The organism is Roseovarius sp., from assembly GCF_040219995.1.
GTDB lineage: Bacteria > Pseudomonadota > Alphaproteobacteria > Rhodobacterales > Rhodobacteraceae > Roseovarius.
The window spans coordinates 1-18,527 of record NZ_JAVJUC010000026.1 but is presented as its reverse complement, the minus strand read 5'-3'; the positions used below and the strand labels follow the sequence as shown (position 1 = coordinate 18,527).

The 18,527-nt window shown below is 58.1% G+C and carries 16 protein-coding genes; 11 read left to right on the top strand and 5 right to left on the bottom strand.

The window, feature by feature from the left end; translation table 11 throughout:
* The first annotated feature begins 96 nt into the window (after positions 1-96).
* The 6 genes from RID11_RS12635 (at position 97) to RID11_RS12610 (ending at position 9,112) form a co-directional block, all read left to right on the top strand.
* A complete protein-coding gene (locus tag RID11_RS12635) occupies positions 97-303 on the top strand; it encodes a hypothetical protein (protein ID WP_007120662.1) in 207 nt (68 codons plus the stop codon).
* Between the two features lie 562 nt (positions 304-865).
* Positions 866-1,447, top strand: a complete 582-nt coding sequence (locus tag RID11_RS12630; protein ID WP_350139658.1) for a helix-turn-helix domain-containing protein — start codon at positions 866-868, stop codon at positions 1,445-1,447.
* Positions 1,434-3,767, top strand: coding sequence for a relaxase/mobilization nuclease domain-containing protein (locus tag RID11_RS12625; protein WP_350139656.1), 2,334 nt, complete (start codon positions 1,434-1,436; stop codon positions 3,765-3,767). Before RID11_RS12630 ends, RID11_RS12625 begins: the two co-directional genes overlap by 14 nt.
* An 8-nt stretch (positions 3,768-3,775) precedes the next feature.
* Positions 3,776-5,776: a type IV secretory system conjugative DNA transfer family protein gene (locus RID11_RS12620; protein WP_350139654.1), complete on the top strand. Its 2,001-nt coding sequence runs from the start codon at positions 3,776-3,778 to the stop codon at positions 5,774-5,776.
* Positions 5,777-5,966: 190 nt separating this feature from the next.
* The gene (locus RID11_RS12615; protein ID WP_088652254.1) at positions 5,967-7,394 is read left to right on the top strand and encodes a phospholipase effector Tle1 domain-containing protein; all 1,428 of its coding nucleotides are present in this window, start codon (positions 5,967-5,969) and stop codon (positions 7,392-7,394) included.
* A 104-nt stretch (positions 7,395-7,498) separates the two neighbouring features.
* A complete protein-coding gene (locus RID11_RS12610; protein ID WP_350139650.1) occupies positions 7,499-9,112 on the top strand; it encodes a hypothetical protein in 1,614 nt (537 codons plus the stop codon).
* 60 nt (positions 9,113-9,172) lie between these two features.
* Here the strand turns inward: RID11_RS12610 and qatD are convergent, their stop codons facing one another.
* The 4 genes from qatD to qatA form a co-directional block, all read right to left on the bottom strand.
* Entirely contained in the window at positions 9,173-9,916 is a 744-nt protein-coding gene (qatD, locus tag RID11_RS12605) for a Qat anti-phage system TatD family nuclease QatD (protein ID WP_088652251.1), read from the bottom strand.
* Positions 9,917-9,921: 5 nt separating this feature from the next.
* Entirely contained in the window at positions 9,922-11,286 is a 1,365-nt protein-coding gene (qatC, locus tag RID11_RS12600) for a Qat anti-phage system QueC-like protein QatC (RefSeq protein WP_088652250.1), read from the bottom strand.
* The gene (gene qatB, locus RID11_RS12595) at positions 11,283-11,924 is read right to left on the bottom strand and encodes a Qat anti-phage system associated protein QatB (RefSeq protein ID WP_143747340.1); all 642 of its coding nucleotides are present in this window, start codon (positions 11,922-11,924) and stop codon (positions 11,283-11,285) included. Before qatB ends, qatC begins: the two co-directional genes overlap by 4 nt.
* A 224-nt stretch (positions 11,925-12,148) precedes the next feature.
* Entirely contained in the window at positions 12,149-14,095 is a 1,947-nt protein-coding gene (gene qatA, locus RID11_RS12590) for a Qat anti-phage system ATPase QatA (RefSeq protein ID WP_350139645.1), read from the bottom strand.
* Positions 14,096-14,206: 111 nt separating this feature from the next.
* Between qatA and RID11_RS12585 the strand changes: the two genes are divergently transcribed.
* The 5 genes from RID11_RS12585 (at position 14,207) to RID11_RS12565 (ending at position 18,203) form a co-directional block, all read left to right on the top strand.
* Positions 14,207-15,055 carry a type IV toxin-antitoxin system AbiEi family antitoxin domain-containing protein gene (locus RID11_RS12585; protein ID WP_350139641.1) on the top strand — a complete coding sequence of 283 codons (849 nt, stop codon included), beginning with the start codon at positions 14,207-14,209 and terminating at the stop codon, positions 15,053-15,055.
* Positions 15,045-15,959, top strand: coding sequence for a nucleotidyl transferase AbiEii/AbiGii toxin family protein (locus tag RID11_RS12580; RefSeq protein WP_350139639.1), 915 nt, complete (start codon positions 15,045-15,047; stop codon positions 15,957-15,959). Before RID11_RS12585 ends, RID11_RS12580 begins: the two co-directional genes overlap by 11 nt.
* 21 nt (positions 15,960-15,980) lie before the next feature.
* The gene (locus RID11_RS12575; RefSeq protein WP_350139636.1) at positions 15,981-16,871 is read left to right on the top strand and encodes a hypothetical protein; all 891 of its coding nucleotides are present in this window, start codon (positions 15,981-15,983) and stop codon (positions 16,869-16,871) included.
* Between the two features lie 229 nt (positions 16,872-17,100).
* Entirely contained in the window at positions 17,101-17,394 is a 294-nt protein-coding gene (locus RID11_RS12570) for a transposase (RefSeq protein ID WP_350139632.1), read from the top strand.
* An 8-nt stretch (positions 17,395-17,402) separates the two neighbouring features.
* Positions 17,403-18,203, top strand: coding sequence for an IS3 family transposase (locus tag RID11_RS12565; protein WP_350139630.1), 801 nt, complete (start codon positions 17,403-17,405; stop codon positions 18,201-18,203).
* Here RID11_RS12565 and RID11_RS12560 read toward each other — a convergent pair.
* Positions 18,173-18,527, bottom strand: a 355-nt coding sequence (locus tag RID11_RS12560) for a MerR family transcriptional regulator (protein WP_502949357.1), incomplete at its 5' end; no start/stop codon positions are given. The genes RID11_RS12565 and RID11_RS12560 overlap by 31 nt on opposite strands.

Sequence of the window (18,527 nt, the reverse complement as noted above, 5' to 3'; positions counted from 1 at the left end):
TTCCACGGCTGGCCGCGGACCCTCCGCATTTGCGCTTGCGACCGGGCCTCTTGCCCCCGTGCCGGGTGATCCCCATCGCAACAAGGAGTAACCCAAATGACCAACCACTACGTCGCCACCGTCCCCGTCAAGTTCACCGACACCGATGGCCAGGAGCGCACCCGTTTTCAGCGCGTGGGTGCGATGTTCCGCAACACCCGCAACGGGGATGGATCGGAGTTCTTCAGCCTCAAGCTCGACTTCCCGGTCGCAGTCTCGGAGCTGGTGATGTTCCCGCCGAGCGCGAAAGATCCCCAGGACTAAATACTCTGACGAGGATGGGCCGCCCCAGGACGATCTTGGGGCGGCCCGATCCCTGTTCCAGGGATGCCGGGTCCGGCGGTCAGATCGCCCGAGGCGACCTCACGAAGCTGCCGGTCGCTGCGCATTCAACGGACGCACTTCCCCCAGAATGATCAGGCCGCGACAGACCGGCCAGTCAGCCTCAAGGGGGCCATCCACAAAAACCGATCGGCCAGGGCCTCCCGGTTGTTGCGGCAGAGATTTGGCAAGCCAAATCTGGCCCTCCTTGACCCTGCCTGTCCGCCCTGTCGGTGGGGTTTGCGCCCGCCCGCGGTTCCGTCCGAACACATGCGCGTTCGGCCAGACCCTCGGGCGGGGCTGGTGGACGGGACCCCTAGGACAGGTGGTGCACCCGGTGGTGAGGGCGGCAGAGCCGCGTCCCTGCGGGCCGCGGGGGAAGCGGACACCAAGGCTGCCTGAGACTGAATGCGACGTAAGTATATAATTGACAGTTTTGTATATTATCGTAAGGTGGGGGCAGCCTTGGTGGAAGGTGGCAGGAAATAGGGGGTCTTTCTTCCGCATGTCCCGAACAAAACGCCTGACAGAGATCGAGAAGATGCAGATCGTCCGCGAGGCCGCGGAGGGTGTGTCGACGACCGCTCTGGCGACGCAGTTCGGGGTGACGGCACGGGCCGTGCGGTACGTCCTGAAAGCTGATGCCGAGCGCCAGACCGATACCGCTATTCCGGTTTCCGCCGTCAGTGTGAAGGTGACGGCCGCGGAGCTTGAGGCGCTCGACGCGGTGTTGGCGAAGGCGGGGATCAAGAGCCGGGCCGAGGGGCTGCGGCGGCTCATTCAGGCGGCAGGCGGGGTGTTCGTTCCTGACGCGCGGATGGCAGCAGAGATGGCGCGCTACCGCGCCTCGCTGCACGAGGTCGGTAATGGGGTCGCGCAGATCGCCAAGCAGATGGCGCAGGCCAACCGGCAGGGGCAGGGGGCTGGCCCGGAGTTCACCGAATTGCGCCTTGCGCAGATGCGCGGGCTGGCGCGGTTCATCCTGGATTCTGCTGACGAGATCGATCTGCTCCTGCGCCGCCGTCGGGACGCAATGCAGCTGCAGGCCACGGCCGCGCTGAGGGAGTTTGCGCATGCGGCTGAATGATGCCGTCCATGCCGTCACGGGCGAGGTCTTCCGGGATGGGTGGAGCCGCGTCCGGGGCTCGATGCAGGGGCTGCACGTGGCCAAGCAGACCCAGCTTGCGCGCGCGGCAGCAGGCCACCGGCCAGCGGTCTTCAAGGCGATCCGGGGCGGGGGCACGCATACCAAATCGCAGCTCGCAAACCAGCTCGATTACCTAACGACCAAGTCCACCCATATCGTCGACTCGAGCGGGTTTATGGATGGCAAGACGAAGCTCGAGGCGGGCGACATCAAGGACCTCACCGAGCGCTTTGCGAAGCGCTGGGATGCGGGCTTCAAGCCCAAGCTGGGCCAGACGACCCATATGCTCATGTCGTTCCCCATCGGCACGCGCGGGGAGGATGTGCGCGACATCGCAACCGATGTGGCCGAGCGGTTCTTTCAGACCGACGCGGGGCATTTCGACTACATCATCGCGGTGCATGAGGACCGCGATCACCCGCATGCGCATCTGGTGCTGAACCGCCGCTCGCAGGAGGGCGAGTTCTTCTTCTTGGGGCGCAACCACCGCTTCAACTATGACGACTTCCGCCTCGCCATGGTCGAGGAGGCGGAAAAGTACGGCGTGCGCCTGGAGGCCACGCGCCGGGTGGATCGCGGCGTGGTACATTACCCAGCCCCTACCCGCGAGGTTTATGCGGCGAAAGAAGAGGGTCGCGCACCCCGCGAGCGGGAACGTGTGGGGCAGGACTTGACGCGTACGCTGGCCGAGATCGCCAACACCAGAACCGTCTACCATTCGCTTGCCGCGGAGGCTTCGCGTGAAGCCCGCGAGGATATTGCCGCAGCACTCTTCCGCGCCGGCGAGGTGCTGGCGCGCGGCGGGCAGGTGGACCGAACAGGAGATGTGTATATGGCCGAGGATCAAAGCTTCGAGGATCTGAGAAGCCTCTATGCGGAAAAGCTCGCGCGGGTGCAGGGCATGATCGCCGAGAAGTCCGACGCGGAACGTCCCGTGTTGGAAAAACGCCTCATCGAGATCCAGACGCAGGTCCAACACATGCAGCCTCTCGGTTTGCGTTCGGGTTCGCTGTCAGAGGCGCCCTCGGAGAGCGGGATCTATTCCGAGGCCAATATTGACGCCAGCCAGCGCGCGCGACTGGCCGAGCCGGACTTGCGGTCGCGCATTGACGTAGCACTACGGGGCACCGGGATCAGCACATCGGAAGTGGTGGCCCGGATCGAGACCGGGGCTTCGAGCGCCGCGCTCGAGCATCAATGGATCGCAGATGATCTCGCCAAGGTGGCCGAGGCGCGCGATCTGAACCTCGAACGTAGCGCCGATCTGGAACAGGCGCGCGACATTCTCAATGACGTGCATGTGGAACTTGGCACGCTGTTGGAGCGTGAGAACGTACTGCGCCGGGATGGTGTCATGGAAGCGGAACCGGTCAGCGAGCGGTTCCATTATCACCCGGACGCGGTCCGGGCGATGGAAGGGACAATCCGTCAGGAGATGCGCGCAGAGGGCCTGACAGCGCAGCAGATCGAGGACCGGGACTGGAAGGTTGTCTCACGGGCGGAGCGCCGGATCGAGACGGAGCAGCGCGCGTATCTCGAGGCACACTCGGATCTGCTCGCACGCCCCGGCGATGTGATCGACCGGTCTGAGCCCTACAGGGAAACCATCACCGATGCGGCCCGCGCCAGCGAGATCACCCGCGAGGTCGACCGCATCATGGAGGGACGCGACGTCCGCACGCCCGTTGCAGATGCTGTCACGGATGACTTACGAGCGCGCTATCCGGACATGCCGTCCCACCTCGCCCGCGGGCTCGGCGCGACCTACGCGGCCGTCGTCGAAATACGCGACACGGAGGTCATCAATCAGGTCCGCCGCGAAAACGAGATGCGCGACGGGCTTGGGGTTGGCACGCGCGACGCACTCCTCGCAGCCCGCGGTGAAACTGCGCCGCAGTCTGACCGTGCCGACCGCCTTGCAGACGAGATTGCGCGTGTTCTGGACCATGAGCGGGCGGGGGAGTTGTCCGCGCCCTTCGAGACAGAGGCGGAGCGGGACGCCTTCCGCGACGAGATCGCGCGGGTACTGGACGTTCGCCAACGCGACCGGCTCACATCCGGCGATGCGGATGCGCTGGAGAAGGTTCTCGAGGACCGCCTCGACCGGCTCTATGTCGCCAAGGTCTATCTGCAATCGGATGCCGCGACGGCCAACACGGAGGCCTTGCGCCAGGTGGTCGATGATCTTGCCGACACCGAATATGAAAAACACCGCGCGACAGACGTGGATGGCGAGACCGAGCGGGGTCAGGTCCATTGAGCGCCTCCATGGGAAAAGCGCGGATCGCAACAGGGGTCTTGCTGGTAACGCTGGTGACCGGGGCCATGGGCTATACGATCGCCTCGGCGGTGCTGACCTACCAGGATCTCGGCTTCGGGGCCGAGATCGACTTTGCCTATATCGCGCAGAACTACATGGCGATCCTGGACCGCCGCCCGGAGGACGCGCAACTTATTCACCTGATCATCGGCAGCTTCGCCGCCGCCGGCCTGATGCTGAGCCTCGCCCTTTCAGGCTCGGCCCTCACACGCTTTGGCCAGACCCATTGGCAGACCGCGCGCGAGATGAAGGCCAATGGCTTCTTCGGGGCGCCAGGGACCGGGTTCATCCTCGGCAAGCTGGGGCCGCCGGGCTCCCGCGCCAACTACATCTGCTCCAAGGTCTTCCCCCATGCGCTGATCGTGGCCCCCAAGGGCCGTGGCAAAACCACGGGCTTTGTCATTCCGAACCTGCTGACCTGGCAGGGCTCCGCCGTGACGCTCGATGTGAAGGGCGAATGCTTCGAGGCGACGGCCCGGCACCGCGCAGCCCTAGGCGACAAGGTCTATCGCTTTGCCCCCACCGATTGGGAGGGCAAGCGCACGCATCGCTACAACCCGCTCCTGCGCATCTATCAACTGAAAGATCCCGCGCGCCAGCAGATGGAACTGCAGCTCCTGGCGACGCTCTTTTTGCAAAGCGACAACGACCGGGTGCAGGGCCTCCTCAAAGGCGGGATCGATCTCTTCGTGGCGGCAGGGCTCTTGGCCTTCCAGCGCAAGCGCCCCACCTTGGGCGAGATCTACCGCATCGCGGCCTCCGGTGGGAACAAGCAGAAGGAGTATTTCGCGCGGGGCCATGAGGTCGACAACAGGGCGGCCAAGCTGATCTTCACGCGGCTGGCGTCCACCAACAATGACACGCTGACCTCATACGTCTCGCTCCTGATGACCTCGGGGCTCGACCAATGGCAGAACCCGGCCATCGATGAGGCGACGGCGGTGTCGGACTTTGATTTCCGGACGATCCGCAAGAAACCCTTCTCGGTTTATCTCGTCGTCCAGCCGCTGATGGTGAAGCCGCTCGCGCCGCTGATCCGGCTCTTCTTCTCCGATCTTCTCTCCGCCATGCAGGAAAAGGACCCAGGGCCAGACGAGCCGTGGCCCGTGATGATTATGCTCGACGAGTTCAACCGCCTCGGCAAGATGCCCATCGTGGTCGAAAGCATCGAGACCCTGCGCACCTATCGCGGTCACCTCGCTGTGGTCACCCAAACCATCCCTGCCCTCGATGAAATCTATGGCGAGAACACCCGCCGTGCGCTGCAGGGCAACGCGGGCGTGAAACTCTATCTCACGCCCTCGGATGAAAAAACTGTCGAGGAGCTGAGCAAGGCGGTCGGCAAGACCACGAAGACCGTCATCACGCGCTCCCAGTCCATCGGCAAGAACCCCTTCGAGGGCCGCAGCCAATCCACCCGGACCGAAGAAAGCTCGTTGCTGCCTGAGGATGAGGCGCGCCGCCTGCCGCTCGACGAAATCGTCATGGTCATCGATGCGCAAATGCCGGTCCGGGCAAAGCGGATCCAGTATTTTGATGATCGGCTGTTCAAGGCGATCCACGCCGCACAGACGGGCGAGCTACCGTTTCCGGAGCCGGGGGGAGGGGGATCGCAAGGCACGCTGCCGCTGAGTGTGCGCGCCATGCCGATGACGCCGCCTGCGAACGGACCAAGTGGACCTGACGCCGTCGTGGAAAACTCAGCTCAGGCTTCTGGTGGTCAACTGTCACGGCAAACTGACGGCGTTTCAAAGAAAACCGCGCCCGTCGTTCAAGCTGTGATCGCCGAGGAACAGCGCCAGATGGAGATGGATTTTGGGAGCCAGGTTGCGGATGCCGAGGCTGCGAGCGTCGTTGATGAGGCGCAGATGCGCTCTGCTGTCGATGGTCTTGATACGTTGGAGGCAACTATGGAGCGGAGCAAGAACGGCGTACGAGAAGGGATTTAGTTATTCATATTGGTTCGTAGTCCGTTTTCGCGCGCTCAAGCCTAGCGCCAACGGTATCCAATTCCCATGGGCGCTGATTGTGAAGATCTCTGTGATCCCCAGATTTGGTCTGGCGAGTTTAATTGACTTTACGACAACCAGCGAATAGCGATTTAGAGGAACAAATTAAGAACGAAGCGGGGTTAATTGCATGCCGAAGAACATTTTAATTTTCTCGGATGGGACCGGACAAGTCGGTGGCATGAAGCCAGACCAACGGCTCTCAAATGTCTATAAGTTGTATCGTGCGGCCAGGCCCGGTCCATCCTCCCCGATCAAGCCATCCGAACAGGTTTGCTTCTATGACGCAGGCCTCGGGGCGGGAGAAGTTGGCGGGTTGACGTTTCAGCGAGTGCGCAACGTGCTTTCTGCGGCAGTAGGCACAGGAATCGATGAAAACGTTATCGATTGCTACGAAAAAATAATTTCCTACTACGAACCAGGTGATCGCATCCTTGTGTTTGGTTTTTCACGTGGTGCATACACCGCACGCGCCGTAGCTAACGTGATGAACCTCTGTGGCATCCCAACCAAAATGCCGGATGGATCTGCTGTCCCACGCTATGGAGCGCCGCTTAGGAAGATCGCAAGCGACGCAGTCAATTTCGTCTATAATCATGGGAACGGATACTCGCGCGGTCAGGAACCCTATTTTACCCGAAGGGAAGAGCTCGGAAGGCGGTTTCGACGAAAGTACGGTAGTTTCGTCCCAGGTGCGGAGGAAGATGTTCAAGGCAACGTACAACCCACGTTTATAGGCGTCTTTGATACAGTTGCAGCGCTCGGAAATGTAGTTGTTGGGTATCTCATAATCGCGAGTTTGGTGGCGCTTGGCGGTGTGTTCTCTGCGGCCTTGTACTGGTCTTGGCATTGGATATTTTGGTCCGCTCCAGGAGTGTTACTGGCGGTCATTTCATTTTGGTACATCAAGTTGCGCTGGTCGCAGTTCAAGTATTTTTCTCCCGATCCCGAAAAGCCATTGAGAATCTCGAATCCACGCGATTGGTGGTCAATCTGGAAACACGGTCACAGAGCAGTCTGGAACCGCAAAAACTATGACAAGTGGCTAGATTCCGATGTTGGGTTTGCCCGTCATGCATTGGCCATAGACGAGCATCGGAGAGATTTCCCACGGGTTAAGTGGGCGATGAAAGCCGAGGCGGCGAAAACAGCAGGCAGAAAGCCCGAATGGTTGAAACAAGTATGGTTTGCCGGGTGCCACAGCGATGTGGGCGGCAGTTATCTGGAACCAGAATCTCGACTCAGTGACATTGCGTTGGACTGGATGGTCAGCGAGTTGAAGGAATGCGTACCTGAGATAAAGATAAACAAAAGCATTCTTTTCCGATCTCCGGATCCAGTCGCTCTTCAACACGAAGAAACATACATGTTCAAGTTCGGCCCACTAAAGAGGAAGTGGCCGGCCAAACCACGTATCGTCGATCCAATTTTTAAGCTGCACCCATCGGTAATTCAGCGGCTAAAGGCTGACTCTGTGCCTCAAGTTGGTGAAGTGAAGCCCTACCGGCCTGAACAGCTTAGGGAGCACCCGCAAGCTAAGAAGTACTTCGAGGACTGATGATACCAGTAGTCAGCTTGGTGCAGGACAGGCAGAATGTGACGTACAATGGCGAAATGATGTGTGTTTCCTTCCAAGAAATTCGAACGAGTGGGGGCTGACTGATGAAAATGAAAAGCCTAAAAAAATACAAAGTGGGCGGCACAGGATCCAAAATGCAGCTAGCTATTCCGCTGCCTCAAACACCGGACGGACGCGTTTACCGCTATTCTCCGAATGAAATCGCGCATCCCCGACACTTCGTTCTTGGCAATAGGGAAGCCGGTTTTTTCGTCGAAGAGCACAAGCGTGAGCGGATGAGGCAGGAACCAGGGACGACAAAGACTGTATGTCCTTACAGTGGTGTCATCGGCGATGACGGGGACTTCACGCATCCGAAGGACCAGGAGGCCGCGATCAAGATCGTCAAACATGCGGCAATGCAAGACGTCGAATCTGCATTTTCGGAAATGCTCAAAGGCGTTGCTCAGAAAAGCCGCGGTGGGATCACTATCAAACCAGGTACACGTACACGTCGCCCAAACCCGCAATTTGGTCGACGTGATCTCATGCGCCTTCTTATTTGTGACTGCTGCGGGCGGGATTATGGTGTCTTCGCGATTGCGCTCTACTGTCCGGACTGCGGTGCCCCAAATATCGCACTTCACTTCGGGCGAGAAGTCGAGCTCGTCTTGCAGCAAGCCCGGATAGCAGAGGATCTGGGTGAAGACCGACAGGAACTTGCGTACCGTCTTTTGGGTAACGCGCATGAAGATGTTCTGACCGCCTTTGAAGCGGTGCAAAAGGTAGTCTACGTTCACAGGGTTTCTAAGGAAGAATCAGGTGTTGTGCCTGCCAAACCTGTGCGCAACGATTTTCAGAATGTCGAAAGGGCTCAAAAACGCTATGCTGAATTTGGCTTCAATCCGTTCTGCGTGCTGTCCGAGGACGAGCGAGAGCTGCTCAATCTCAATATTCAGAAGCGGCATGTGATCGGACACAATCTCGGTGTGGTTGATGCCAAGTTCGCAGAAAACGCGCGAGACGCGCGCCTGGGTGAAACCGTGGAACTAGTTGGGTCTGACATTCGAGAGTTCGCCAGGTTGTGCCAACTAGTGATTTCAGCGCTGGATGATTGGCTTGGGGACTTAAGCTATCCGATTGCCCCGAAGGCTAAGGAGGAAACGGGCGGCAGGAACGAACCCGAGACTAAGGAAGGCACAGTTGGGGATCTTGGTAGTCTGGCATCCAGGATTGGCCGTTGGCTCTGTGAACATTCGGTTTCTGGTATGCCTGACAATATCGACGAGGAGGGCATTCTAACGGCATTTTCGGATATGGAAGAAGGCGAGCTGAAGGAGGCGTTAGCTGAGCTTGAAATGGAGGGCTGTGTCGTGCTGTCGCATGTAATTGGAACGCGCCTCCCACGCATCCAAACGGCAGAGGAGCTCTTTCTGGTTTTTGACCCCCTTGTCTTGAAGTCGAGCCCGATCACAGACGCTTTGCATCTCGTCGATCTCGTTTTGGCGGGAGATGGCTCAGTGAGCTTATCCGACTTACATGATCAAAGCGGAATGGACCAAAGGCGGTTCAACCCGGCAGCAGGGATGATCGTGGCAGAGATTGGCGAAGGTCGTGTGAGCCGCACATACTCGCCTGACTATCCGGCGAGGTACTTCACGATGACCGCAGAGGACCGTGTCGCATTGAAGCGGCTTGGCAAACAGTTGACGGGGTAGGTGAAACCTCACGAACAATCCAGCACCCCAATGTTTGAGAGAGTCTTTGCAGCTTCTTTTCTAGGAAACTAAGTTGCGTAGATTTCGAGCTAGAAGTTTCCGGATTTCGAGAGGTGTGTCGCCAATACTTGACGCTAATAGGTCAACGACCTTCGAAACATCACCTGGCTGAACCGGCACACCGTCACGTTCGACGAATGGTCCGTCGGTCTCCGTCAATAATCGGTCGGTCGGTATGCCCTTGAGCACCGCATCAACCTTCGGTGTTGCGAACATGCGTTCGTTGATTGAGAAGTAGCACCCCATGTCCACGGCCCTTCGCGCCTCGCTGGCACTACCTGTGAACCAGTGCAGCACGACAGCGCCACGGCCCATAAGTAAGCTGGCCTCTACCATGTCGAGTACGTGCTTCGCACACCGGACGCTATGCAGACTTAGGACTTTATCACCAGCTTCAGCACAGAGCTTTAGAATTTTTCCGAACACTTCCTTTTGAGCCTCAAAAGATCGGTAGTGGCGCGGGCTTGCGTCGAGTCCGATTTCACCAACATATCGTGTCTGGGGCAGCAGGTCCGCGAAGAGAGCCAGTTCAGAGGCGCGTTCTGCGACGAGCTGCGGATGCAGGCCCAGGGCGACGCGCACGAACGGACTGTGCTCCGCCAACTCCTTGTTACGTGCAAATGCTCTTGGGGTGGTCGTGACGGCCAACGTTGCGGTCCTTGAGGAGTCACATATTCGGATCGCCTCTGCGAGGTCCGGATATAGATCGAGATGGGCATGGAAGTCGACGAAATCAGGTTTCATAAGGATCAACCTGGCTTGACGTTGACATCGTCGAGGATTGAGGCGACTTCGAGCACGCCACGACGAAAGACCTCCGCATAGGCGGGGATCTCCGCTGGAGCGTCAATCAACGGTCCAGGTTTGTGCACGAGGATGCCCGCGAGTTCCGGCCGTTCGCGTAGGCGGGCGACCATCATATGGAAGGAGCGCACATGCTCCCCTTCCGCCCTGTCGCTGCGAAGCGTCTGGGCCGATAGGTCTTCGACGGTGTAGAGTGTCGGGTCGTCCGATCCGAGCCCCGCCTTGAGTGACGCTCGGCGGATTAGGCAAGGGACGCAATAGCCGCAATGTCTCGGCGAGAGGCCTTTGTAGCGGGCCTTGGCCGGGGAGGAACAGGACATCGAAGAGCCGACGATAGTTCTCAGATAGGCCTTGTCCGCGCAATCGTCGGTCATCTCCCCCTTGGTCCGGTGTCGATAGGGGTTGTTGAGACTTACCTGTAAGCCGAGTCCATCCAGCAAACGCTGCATGCTCGCCATGAAGTGTGGGTGCGCGGTCCGGGTACTAAGCGCACCGAACCTGAGTGGGTCAAGAGGGACGTTAAGCGCGATCAGCCCGTTCTCTGGCACATTCACGGTCGTCTTAGTGCCGAACGATGCGGCTGCCAGAGAGGCCAAGGCGTAGAACAGGAACGACCGTCCTCGCTGCGTGTCTTCGGTCTGACCCGTGTCCAGCGCGTTCCGGTCGAAACCCAGACGGACACGCATCGATTTGAAGGCTTCGTCACCAAACTTCGTCTCCAACCGCTCTAACAGATATGACTGCGCTTTGGCCGTCTCCGCGTCCCAGTAATGGCTGACGAACAGTGGGTGCGTCCCTTCTGTAAGCGAGTCTATTGCCGCAATCAAACTGTCGAGGCCACCAGAGAAGAGACTGACTTCGTCCAGCCCGTGCAACGGAAGTTTGTCTGTAGCCACGCTGAGAGAGGATGCCTCCTTCGGTCGTAGCCTGAAGAACAGCCGCCAACGGTCTCCGGTCAGGAAACGAAGCATCTTGCCGATATGGTCTGCCTGTGCGGACCAGCGGTCAGGATCGCTGACAGGCAGGTACAGATCAATTTCCCGCGTCCATCCGCCCTGGGCGTTGATGTCACGGGATACCCGCGTGTCGGCGGCGTTCACCAGTCCGGCGAGGAGCGCGAGGTCGATCGCGGTCTCGGGCGTGGTGAGGCCGAGAGATGCCAGCTGGGCCAACGCCTGGCCCAGACCATAGGCTAGGCGGTTGTCACCATCGAGAAAGTCTAACTCATGCACCGACGAGTCACGCTGCAGGACGTTTACCTTGGCGGCATCGGTCTTACCGAGACGCGTGATCAGGCTGAAACGTTTCATTCCGCCTCTCCCATCGTTTGCATGAGATCGAAGGACGCTGCGTAGAGGTCGGAGACGAAGCCGTCTATCTGCCCGCTATCGAGCGATGAGACGGACTCACCGGAATCCTGGAACCTGTCCCTAACGCACCCGACAACGAAACTGTGCAACATTTTCTGGGCACGGTCCACGGCGGCTATGTCTGGAGAGAGTTTAATCGAATTGGTGCCTACCTCGTTCAGTATCCTTCCCTCGATAGAACGGGAAACGACGCCGATGAATATTTCTTGGAGATCGTCCTGCGTCAGCTCGTCAAAGTTTCCTATACCCTTGGCGGCGAGATCCGCGATCGTCTCCAACAAGGCGTCGCGTGCGATCGCCTCGTCGATCGTCCCCCCTGGGGGACAGAGCGCGTCGGTGAGTGCGACGAACACGTCCTGAGCCGGAGCCCCGGCCAGACTTTCGAGGTTAAAACGACGAAGCGCCTCTGCCGGACCATCCCGCGAAATCGCACTCGCCAGACCGGCAATACCGCCCGCGAGCGCGCGTGAACTTCCCAGCTGCCGTGCGGCCGCCCGACCGCCGCCACTGGCAGCAACGTACTTGCCGGCACCACGACGGATCGATCCGGAACTTCCATTCTTGGTGCCCGAAGTCATGTCGCTACGCGCGGACCCGTAGTTGGACCCCTGCGCGGGCGGTTGAATTGCTGGATAGGGGGTGGGGGCGGCTGGCGCGGTGTCCGATCCCTGTCCATCATCCGGTGTTCCATCCTGACCGTCTTGTGGCGGATTCTGCGGCGGTGCCGCGGGACCCGGAGCCGGATCACTCACCCATGACGGAACCATGGGCCTTCCCCCTCCGAAACTTCCCGACGTGCCCATCAGCGTTCACCTCGCTTGCGGCCCATGCTTGCGGCAGCCTTCGCCGCGGCGCTCAGGGCCGGGTTATCGCTCTGTTCGGCCCAATCTGACTTGAGAGCGTCGTACGCGGCCTTTGCCTCTGCCTCTGTGATGGCACCCGCCCAGCCCGTCATGACCCATGTCCCTACCTTGGTCACTGGCAGGTCCCTGAAGAAGCCGACAAGCGACGCCTGCAGGAACGGATGATGCTGGCAGATGGCGGCCAGCCCGTGCATGCCGTCTGGTTCTTCGACAAGGTCTTCGGCGTCGGCAACCTTGGCACGCAATGCGTCGAAGAGTTGTTCGGCCTCGACAGAGGTCAATCTCTTGATCTCCGTCGTGATCTGTTTGACTTGTAACGGCGGGCCCATGAGCTTGCCGAGCATCTCGTCAAGTTCACCGAGTGGTGTTTGTGACCCGTATCCACCACGCCGGTCACGGCTTACGAACACGTAGGGACGCAGGTCGACTTCGGCGAGAGTCGGCGGAATACCTGCCCACCGCTTAGCCCATTCGATGTTTGGCCAGTCGGGAAGTTGAACAGGCTCCTTGGCCTTGGGCGCTTTCTTCGCCGAAGACGCCTTTCCGTTGGCTTTGACAGGGACGGTCTCTGTGCCGTCCGATGCCGCGTGCGATTCTAAGGCGATCAACTCGTCTGAAAAACCGGTGTCCGCCGCGCCCCTCGCTAGTGCGTCGAAGACTTCCGGCGCGAACCGCTCTGCAAGCATCACTTTGGCGAGGACGCTCATATTCAACTCATCGGCAAATCCCCGTTCCTCGGCGATTGCGAGTCTCAGCGCCATCGTGTTGATGAACCGTTTGACCTGTCGAGGGTTACCACGCGAGCCGTCAGTCAGGATCGGGGCGATTCGATAGGCTATGTCGAGGGCCCGTTCTACGGCGTCCGGTATCGTTTCAAAAGCCACTTTCAAGCTGGTCCGGTCCAATCCGGGGCCAATCCAGGGTTTTTGGAGTGCGGCACGCGCTATCGGAACCAGTTTTTTAAAGGTGTCGGAGTCATCGCCACATTCGTTCAAGACGAGCAGCAACGCCACATAGATGCGCGTCTCGGTATAGCCGAGCGAGGGTAGACGGAACGGAACCTGGATAAGCTTTTCGAGATAGTTTCTTGCGTAGGTCGCGGGACCTGTGGCCGTCGGTAAGTCTGGGAAATGCTGCCGGACACAATATTCGATCATGCCCTCGTCGGCGGCGATAACGAAAGCTGCTCGCGGGACGAATAGGAAGAGACGAATTGCTTCTAGGGTCCCGATCGCTGTCTCGGGCAAACATCGGTCAAGGTCGTCGACCAAGACGACGAGCCTGTCGATGTCGGCGACCTCGAGTAGTGTTTCGAACTCTTGGCGGAACTCATGCATCTGTTGCGGTGTGCTCTCGGCCTCGGCGTCTTTGAGATACGCGCCGGCGCTGTCGACTACGCTCTTCAAGCTGTCCACCGAAATGGCTTCGGCCCCGGTTTTGACGACGGATGTCGCAGCCGCGTAGAGATCTGACAGCGTATCCGGGTGGGGTATCCCTGTCGCAACCGTCATGCCGTATGCGCCGGCTTTGCGCGCCATCTTCATCCAGTTGATGCGGCGATACAGTTTTTTTCCTTGGTCGATAACTTTCTGTGAGCCCGAACGGCTCTTCATCAACTCCTCGACGATCGTCTCGATAAGCACCGTTTTCGCGTCGTCAAACCCTTGGAACAGCCATCCGTTGAAACGTATGCACAGGACACGCTCGTCATCCTTAAACGTCTGTTCAACCATCATCAGGATACTGGATTTGCCAGCACCCCAGTCACCGTGGACCCCGACGCTGAGCGGTTCGTCTGACTTTTCGGAGACGACGCGTACGACCGTCTTTGCGACCGCTTCATAATAGAGCAGGTCGACTGCTGTCTCATTGTCGGCGACGATCATGGCGGGTTTCGGCTTTCAGTTTATGTATTTGTTTTTTTACGTACCATAGGTTATCTAATATCGACAAGATCAAACCGATCTCATGTTTACAAAAGGCACAATTAACCAACCATGAGTACGCAACGAGGTCAAAAGCTAAACTCGCTTCAACACATCCTTCCTGAAGGTTTGGTGGTCAGTGCCGCTTGGCTCGAGGACAGAGGCTACTCCAGCGCCTTGCGCGGAAAGTATGTCGCCAACGGTTGGTTGAAACAGCCAGCGCGCGGAATCTACACACGTCCGGGTGCGGAAACGAGATGGCAACATCTGGTTATATCCCTGCAGTCGTTGATGCGTCAGCCCGTCGCGGTAGGCGGCCTATCCGCCCTCGAACTACAAGGGTACGGCCACTATGTCCGGCTGGGCAAGGGGCACCGCGTCTATCTCTATACCGAGGCCCGCCTTGCCAAATGGGTTCGCGAAGTCGATCCGTCAATCCAATTTGAGCAACGAAATGCAAACAGGCTGTTTAAAGAGGCCGACATCGAACACGCAGTCACGGAACTTCCCGATCTCACGTTCCCTGCCAACCATACCGGAGCATCGCATGTATCAGGTGGGCTAAAACGATTTGTGTGGGGTGATCGGGAATGGCCAATGATCATTTCAAGCCCTGAGAGAGCGACTCTGGAATTCTTGGATGAAATCCCCAACAGACAATCCTTTGAACACGCAGCTGACCTGTTCACCGGACTTACGGATTTGAGTCCCCGACGACTTCAAAAGCTCCTCGAACGATGTGACAGCGTTAAGGCCACGCGCCTCTTCCTCTGGTTCGCAGAGCGATATCAGCATACGTGGTTGAAGCATTTAGACTTGGCAGAGATCGCTATCGGGAGTGGAAAGAGGGTGATCGCAAAATCTGGACGGTTAGACTCCAAATACCAGATTACGGTTCCGGAGAACTTGGATGGCCATTGACGAGCGCTATCGCCAGCAGGTCGAACTATTGGTACGGACACTGCCCTCCGTCGCGTCTGAGGATGTGTTCGCATTGAAAGGCGGAACCGCGATCAATCTGTTCGTGCGCGACCTACCACGTCTGTCTGTCGATATCGACCTAACGTACCTACCGGTCAACCCGCGTGGTGAGTCACTGACGGAAATTGATGAAGCACTTGAACGGATCGGCAGGTCGATCTCAGAAACCCTACCAGACTTACGGGTCCTTCCGAGCCGATTGGCCAAGGAACGAACGCTTAACCGATTGATAGTGCGATCACCACAAGCACAGATAAAAATCGAAGTGACGCCAGTCATGCGCGGATGTGTTTTTGAGCCGTCGATCATGGCCGTTTCTGAGAAAGTTGAGGACCAATTCAGCTTCGCCGAGACCTTAGTCGTATCACGTGACGATCTATATGCAGGTAAACTTGTGGCCGCTCTCGACAGGCAGCACCCACGCGACCTTTTCGATGTGCGGGATCTGCTGGCACATGAAGGCATAAGCGACACATTGCGACAAGCCTTCCTCGTCTACATCTTGAGCCACAATCGCCCCGCCGCCGAGGTTTTGGCCCCCAGACGAAAAGAAATAGAACAGGAATTCCAGAACAACTTCGTGGGTATGACGGCCGCCCCGGTACGGATCGAAGATCTGATATCTACACGAGAAGAAATGATCGAGATCGTCGTCGGTCAGATGCCTCAGGACCATCGAGAATTTTTGATCGGTGTCGAACGCGGAAACGTGCGATGGCAGCTTGCCGACCTACAGGAGGTTGCCGAACTGCCCGCGGTCCGATGGAAACTGTCAAATCTCGACAAGGTCAGCCCAGACCGTCGCGAGACATTTGCCGCCAACTTAGCGGCAATTTGGGATTAGGGCCTGACAGAAAGACCACCGATGAAACGAGAACTTGCATTCAATGTTCCTTCCCTGAATGAGATTGAGCGGGAGGCGATAATCCTGAACGCGGTCTGTCATCTTATCGACGACATGCTCAACTATGGCATGTTGGTCGAGAAATGGTCGCCTGATTGGAGCAACATCATGTTCCGGACCGGCGCGCATTCGCGACTGTTCAACATCCTTCTGGGCGACTTATTATCGATCCCAAATCCCAAAAAGGGTGGGCTAATGCCATTCGACCTCCCTCCGCCTCCGGAAGACGGGGACGGTTCCCATCGGACATATCTTCATTTCCTAAAATCGGTATGTGACGACCCGAAACTCGCCCCGGCGACTGCCCAACTAAGCGAAGCTGTAAGCGCCTTCGCATCTTGGCTTGATGGGTATACCATCATCGAGAAGGTTTGGTTCTCCTCCATGGACCTAGAGTTGGATATGAAAGTTCAACGCATCAAGGCTCTGAAGATGACAGGTGACATTGGGAAGCATAATTTCACCCGCCTAGAGGGCGTCGTGAAAAGTTTCCAATCAACGCTAGAAGCAAACGGCCACGTCAAAACAATGGAGGAATGTTATCTGGCATTGCCGGAGTTCCAAGAGTGGTTCTACGACCACGCATTCGTGTATCAATCCAGCCAAATCGCCGAGTTTCTAAGTGCCATAATCTGGGAGATACATTACTATCTCCAACCGGAATATGACCGTTCAACGGTATTTTGGTTTGATGAGAAGATGCACATGCAGATGTACAAATTCGAACCGCCAGCCGGACTGAACCAATCATTCGCTAAAGCTATGCACTGGGATCTGCTAAACATGGTGCGACGTCGACCATACCTGCCGCGCTTCATCGCGGGCGAAAATATCAAGTCAGAGCTTCTATGAAGAGCACGTGATTTGTTTAAGCGAGCTGACAGAAGTACAACCTAAGGGGTAAGTAGTCGGAACTCTACACCTAGGATGGCCAAAACACCGGCGCCGAGTTCCTCTGTAGCGTCCCATCCGGGCGTCAACGAAGGTGGAGTAAGGCAGAGTGAGGTGCTCCCCGAAAACTGGGCACTGACGTAAGCTCTAATTTGCTGTCTGTTGATCTTCACCACGAAGGAGATCGAAGATGTCGAAACGGAAACAACATGCGCCCGAGTTCAAGGCGAAGGTGGCGCTTGAGGCCTTGAAAGGCGAAGAGACTGTGTCGGAACTGGCGAGCCGGTTCGGTGTGCATCCGACGATGATAAATCAATGGAAACGTGCGCTGCTGGATGGTGCGTCCGGTGTCTTTGAACGCGGCGGGCGCAAGACGCCGGTTATCGATGAAGACCAGGTCAGGGACCTACATGCCAAGATTGGAGAGCTGGCGGTGGCCAACTCTTTTTTGGAAAGAAAGCTCAAGCCCTGGGGCGGGAAGTGAGGCGCGGCATGGTCGAGCGCGACCATCCGGACCTGTCGATTGGCCAGCAGTGCGCGCTGCTGTCGATCCCGCGATCGTCGTTCTATTACATGCCGCAGGGTGAGACGGAGCAGAACCTCGCACTGATGCGGCAGATCGACGTGCAATTCCTGGAAACGCCGTTCTTCGGTGTTCGTCAGATGACGTGGCACTTGCGGAATGAGGACCATGCGGTGAACGAGAAGCGTATCCGCCGGCTCATGCGCTTGATGGGATTGATGCCAATTTATCAGAAGCCCAACACCAGCAAGCCAGCGAAGGGGCACAAGACCTATCCATACCTCTTGCGCGGACTGCGGGTGGACAGGCCAAATCAGGTCTGGTGCGTTGACATTACCTACATGCCAATGCGCCGCGGATTCCTCTATCTGGTAGCGATCATGGACTGGCATACTCGGATGGTTCTCTCGTGGCGGATCTCGAATACGCTGGACGCAGACTTTTGCGTCGAGGCGCTGAACGAAGCGATCTATCGGTTTGGACCGCCAGACATCATGAATAGCGATCAGGGATCACAGTTTACATCCTTCGCTTGGACAGATCGCCTGCGCCGGTCGGGCATCCGCATCTCGATGGATGGCAAGGGCCGCTACCTGGACAACATCTTTATCGAGCGTCTGTGGCGCACGCTGAAATACGAGTGCGTCTACCTGCATGCCTGGGAGACCGGGTCGCAGGCACGCGCCGGTGTCCGCAACTGGATGGAGTTCTACAACTCTGCTTCATTGCGCCCATCTTTCTATGTTGTTGAAGAAAATAGGTTTTGCTGATCTGGGTGCGATACCGCGGGGTGTTTGGGGTTTTTCTGCGCCCGTTTCCTGAGTTGTTGGGCCGCCGTTTTTGACAATTCCGAGCGCTCGAATACCCACGGCCCGTCTGCAAGCGGATGGTTCGCCTCGATTTCACCTGCTTCCGCCGCCAACCGCAACGTTTTTGGGGCCACCCTGAGCAGCTTGGCCGCGCCGGATAGGTTGAGCCAAAGATCGAGGCCGCCGGGATCGGGCTTGAACACCGGAATTTTGCGGTAGGACCGGAGCGCTGTGATCCGCTCCCTGGTCCAGCGGTTTCCGTTGCCGGTGACGAGACCGTTCCGG

Coding starts and splice junctions, on each gene's coding strand:
- RID11_RS12635 (WP_007120662.1), top strand. CDS start 97: ATGACCAACCACTACGTCGCCACCGTCCCCGTCAAGTTCACCGACACC.
- RID11_RS12630 (WP_350139658.1), top strand. CDS start 866: ATGTCCCGAACAAAACGCCTGACAGAGATCGAGAAGATGCAGATCGTC.
- RID11_RS12625 (WP_350139656.1), top strand. CDS start 1,434: ATGCGGCTGAATGATGCCGTCCATGCCGTCACGGGCGAGGTCTTCCGG.
- RID11_RS12620 (WP_350139654.1), top strand. CDS start 3,776: ATGGGAAAAGCGCGGATCGCAACAGGGGTCTTGCTGGTAACGCTGGTG.
- RID11_RS12615 (WP_088652254.1), top strand. CDS start 5,967: ATGCCGAAGAACATTTTAATTTTCTCGGATGGGACCGGACAAGTCGGT.
- RID11_RS12610 (WP_350139650.1), top strand. CDS start 7,499: ATGAAAATGAAAAGCCTAAAAAAATACAAAGTGGGCGGCACAGGATCC.
- qatD (WP_088652251.1), bottom strand. CDS start 9,916: ATGAAACCTGATTTCGTCGACTTCCATGCCCATCTCGATCTATATCCG.
- qatC (WP_088652250.1), bottom strand. CDS start 11,286: ATGAAACGTTTCAGCCTGATCACGCGTCTCGGTAAGACCGATGCCGCC.
- qatB (WP_143747340.1), bottom strand. CDS start 11,924: ATGACTTCGGGCACCAAGAATGGAAGTTCCGGATCGATCCGTCGTGGT.
- qatA (WP_350139645.1), bottom strand. CDS start 14,095: ATGATCGTCGCCGACAATGAGACAGCAGTCGACCTGCTCTATTATGAA.
- RID11_RS12585 (WP_350139641.1), top strand. CDS start 14,207: ATGAGTACGCAACGAGGTCAAAAGCTAAACTCGCTTCAACACATCCTT.
- RID11_RS12580 (WP_350139639.1), top strand. CDS start 15,045: ATGGCCATTGACGAGCGCTATCGCCAGCAGGTCGAACTATTGGTACGG.
- RID11_RS12575 (WP_350139636.1), top strand. CDS start 15,981: ATGAAACGAGAACTTGCATTCAATGTTCCTTCCCTGAATGAGATTGAG.
- RID11_RS12570 (WP_350139632.1), top strand. CDS start 17,101: ATGTCGAAACGGAAACAACATGCGCCCGAGTTCAAGGCGAAGGTGGCG.
- RID11_RS12565 (WP_350139630.1), top strand. CDS start 17,403: ATGGTCGAGCGCGACCATCCGGACCTGTCGATTGGCCAGCAGTGCGCG.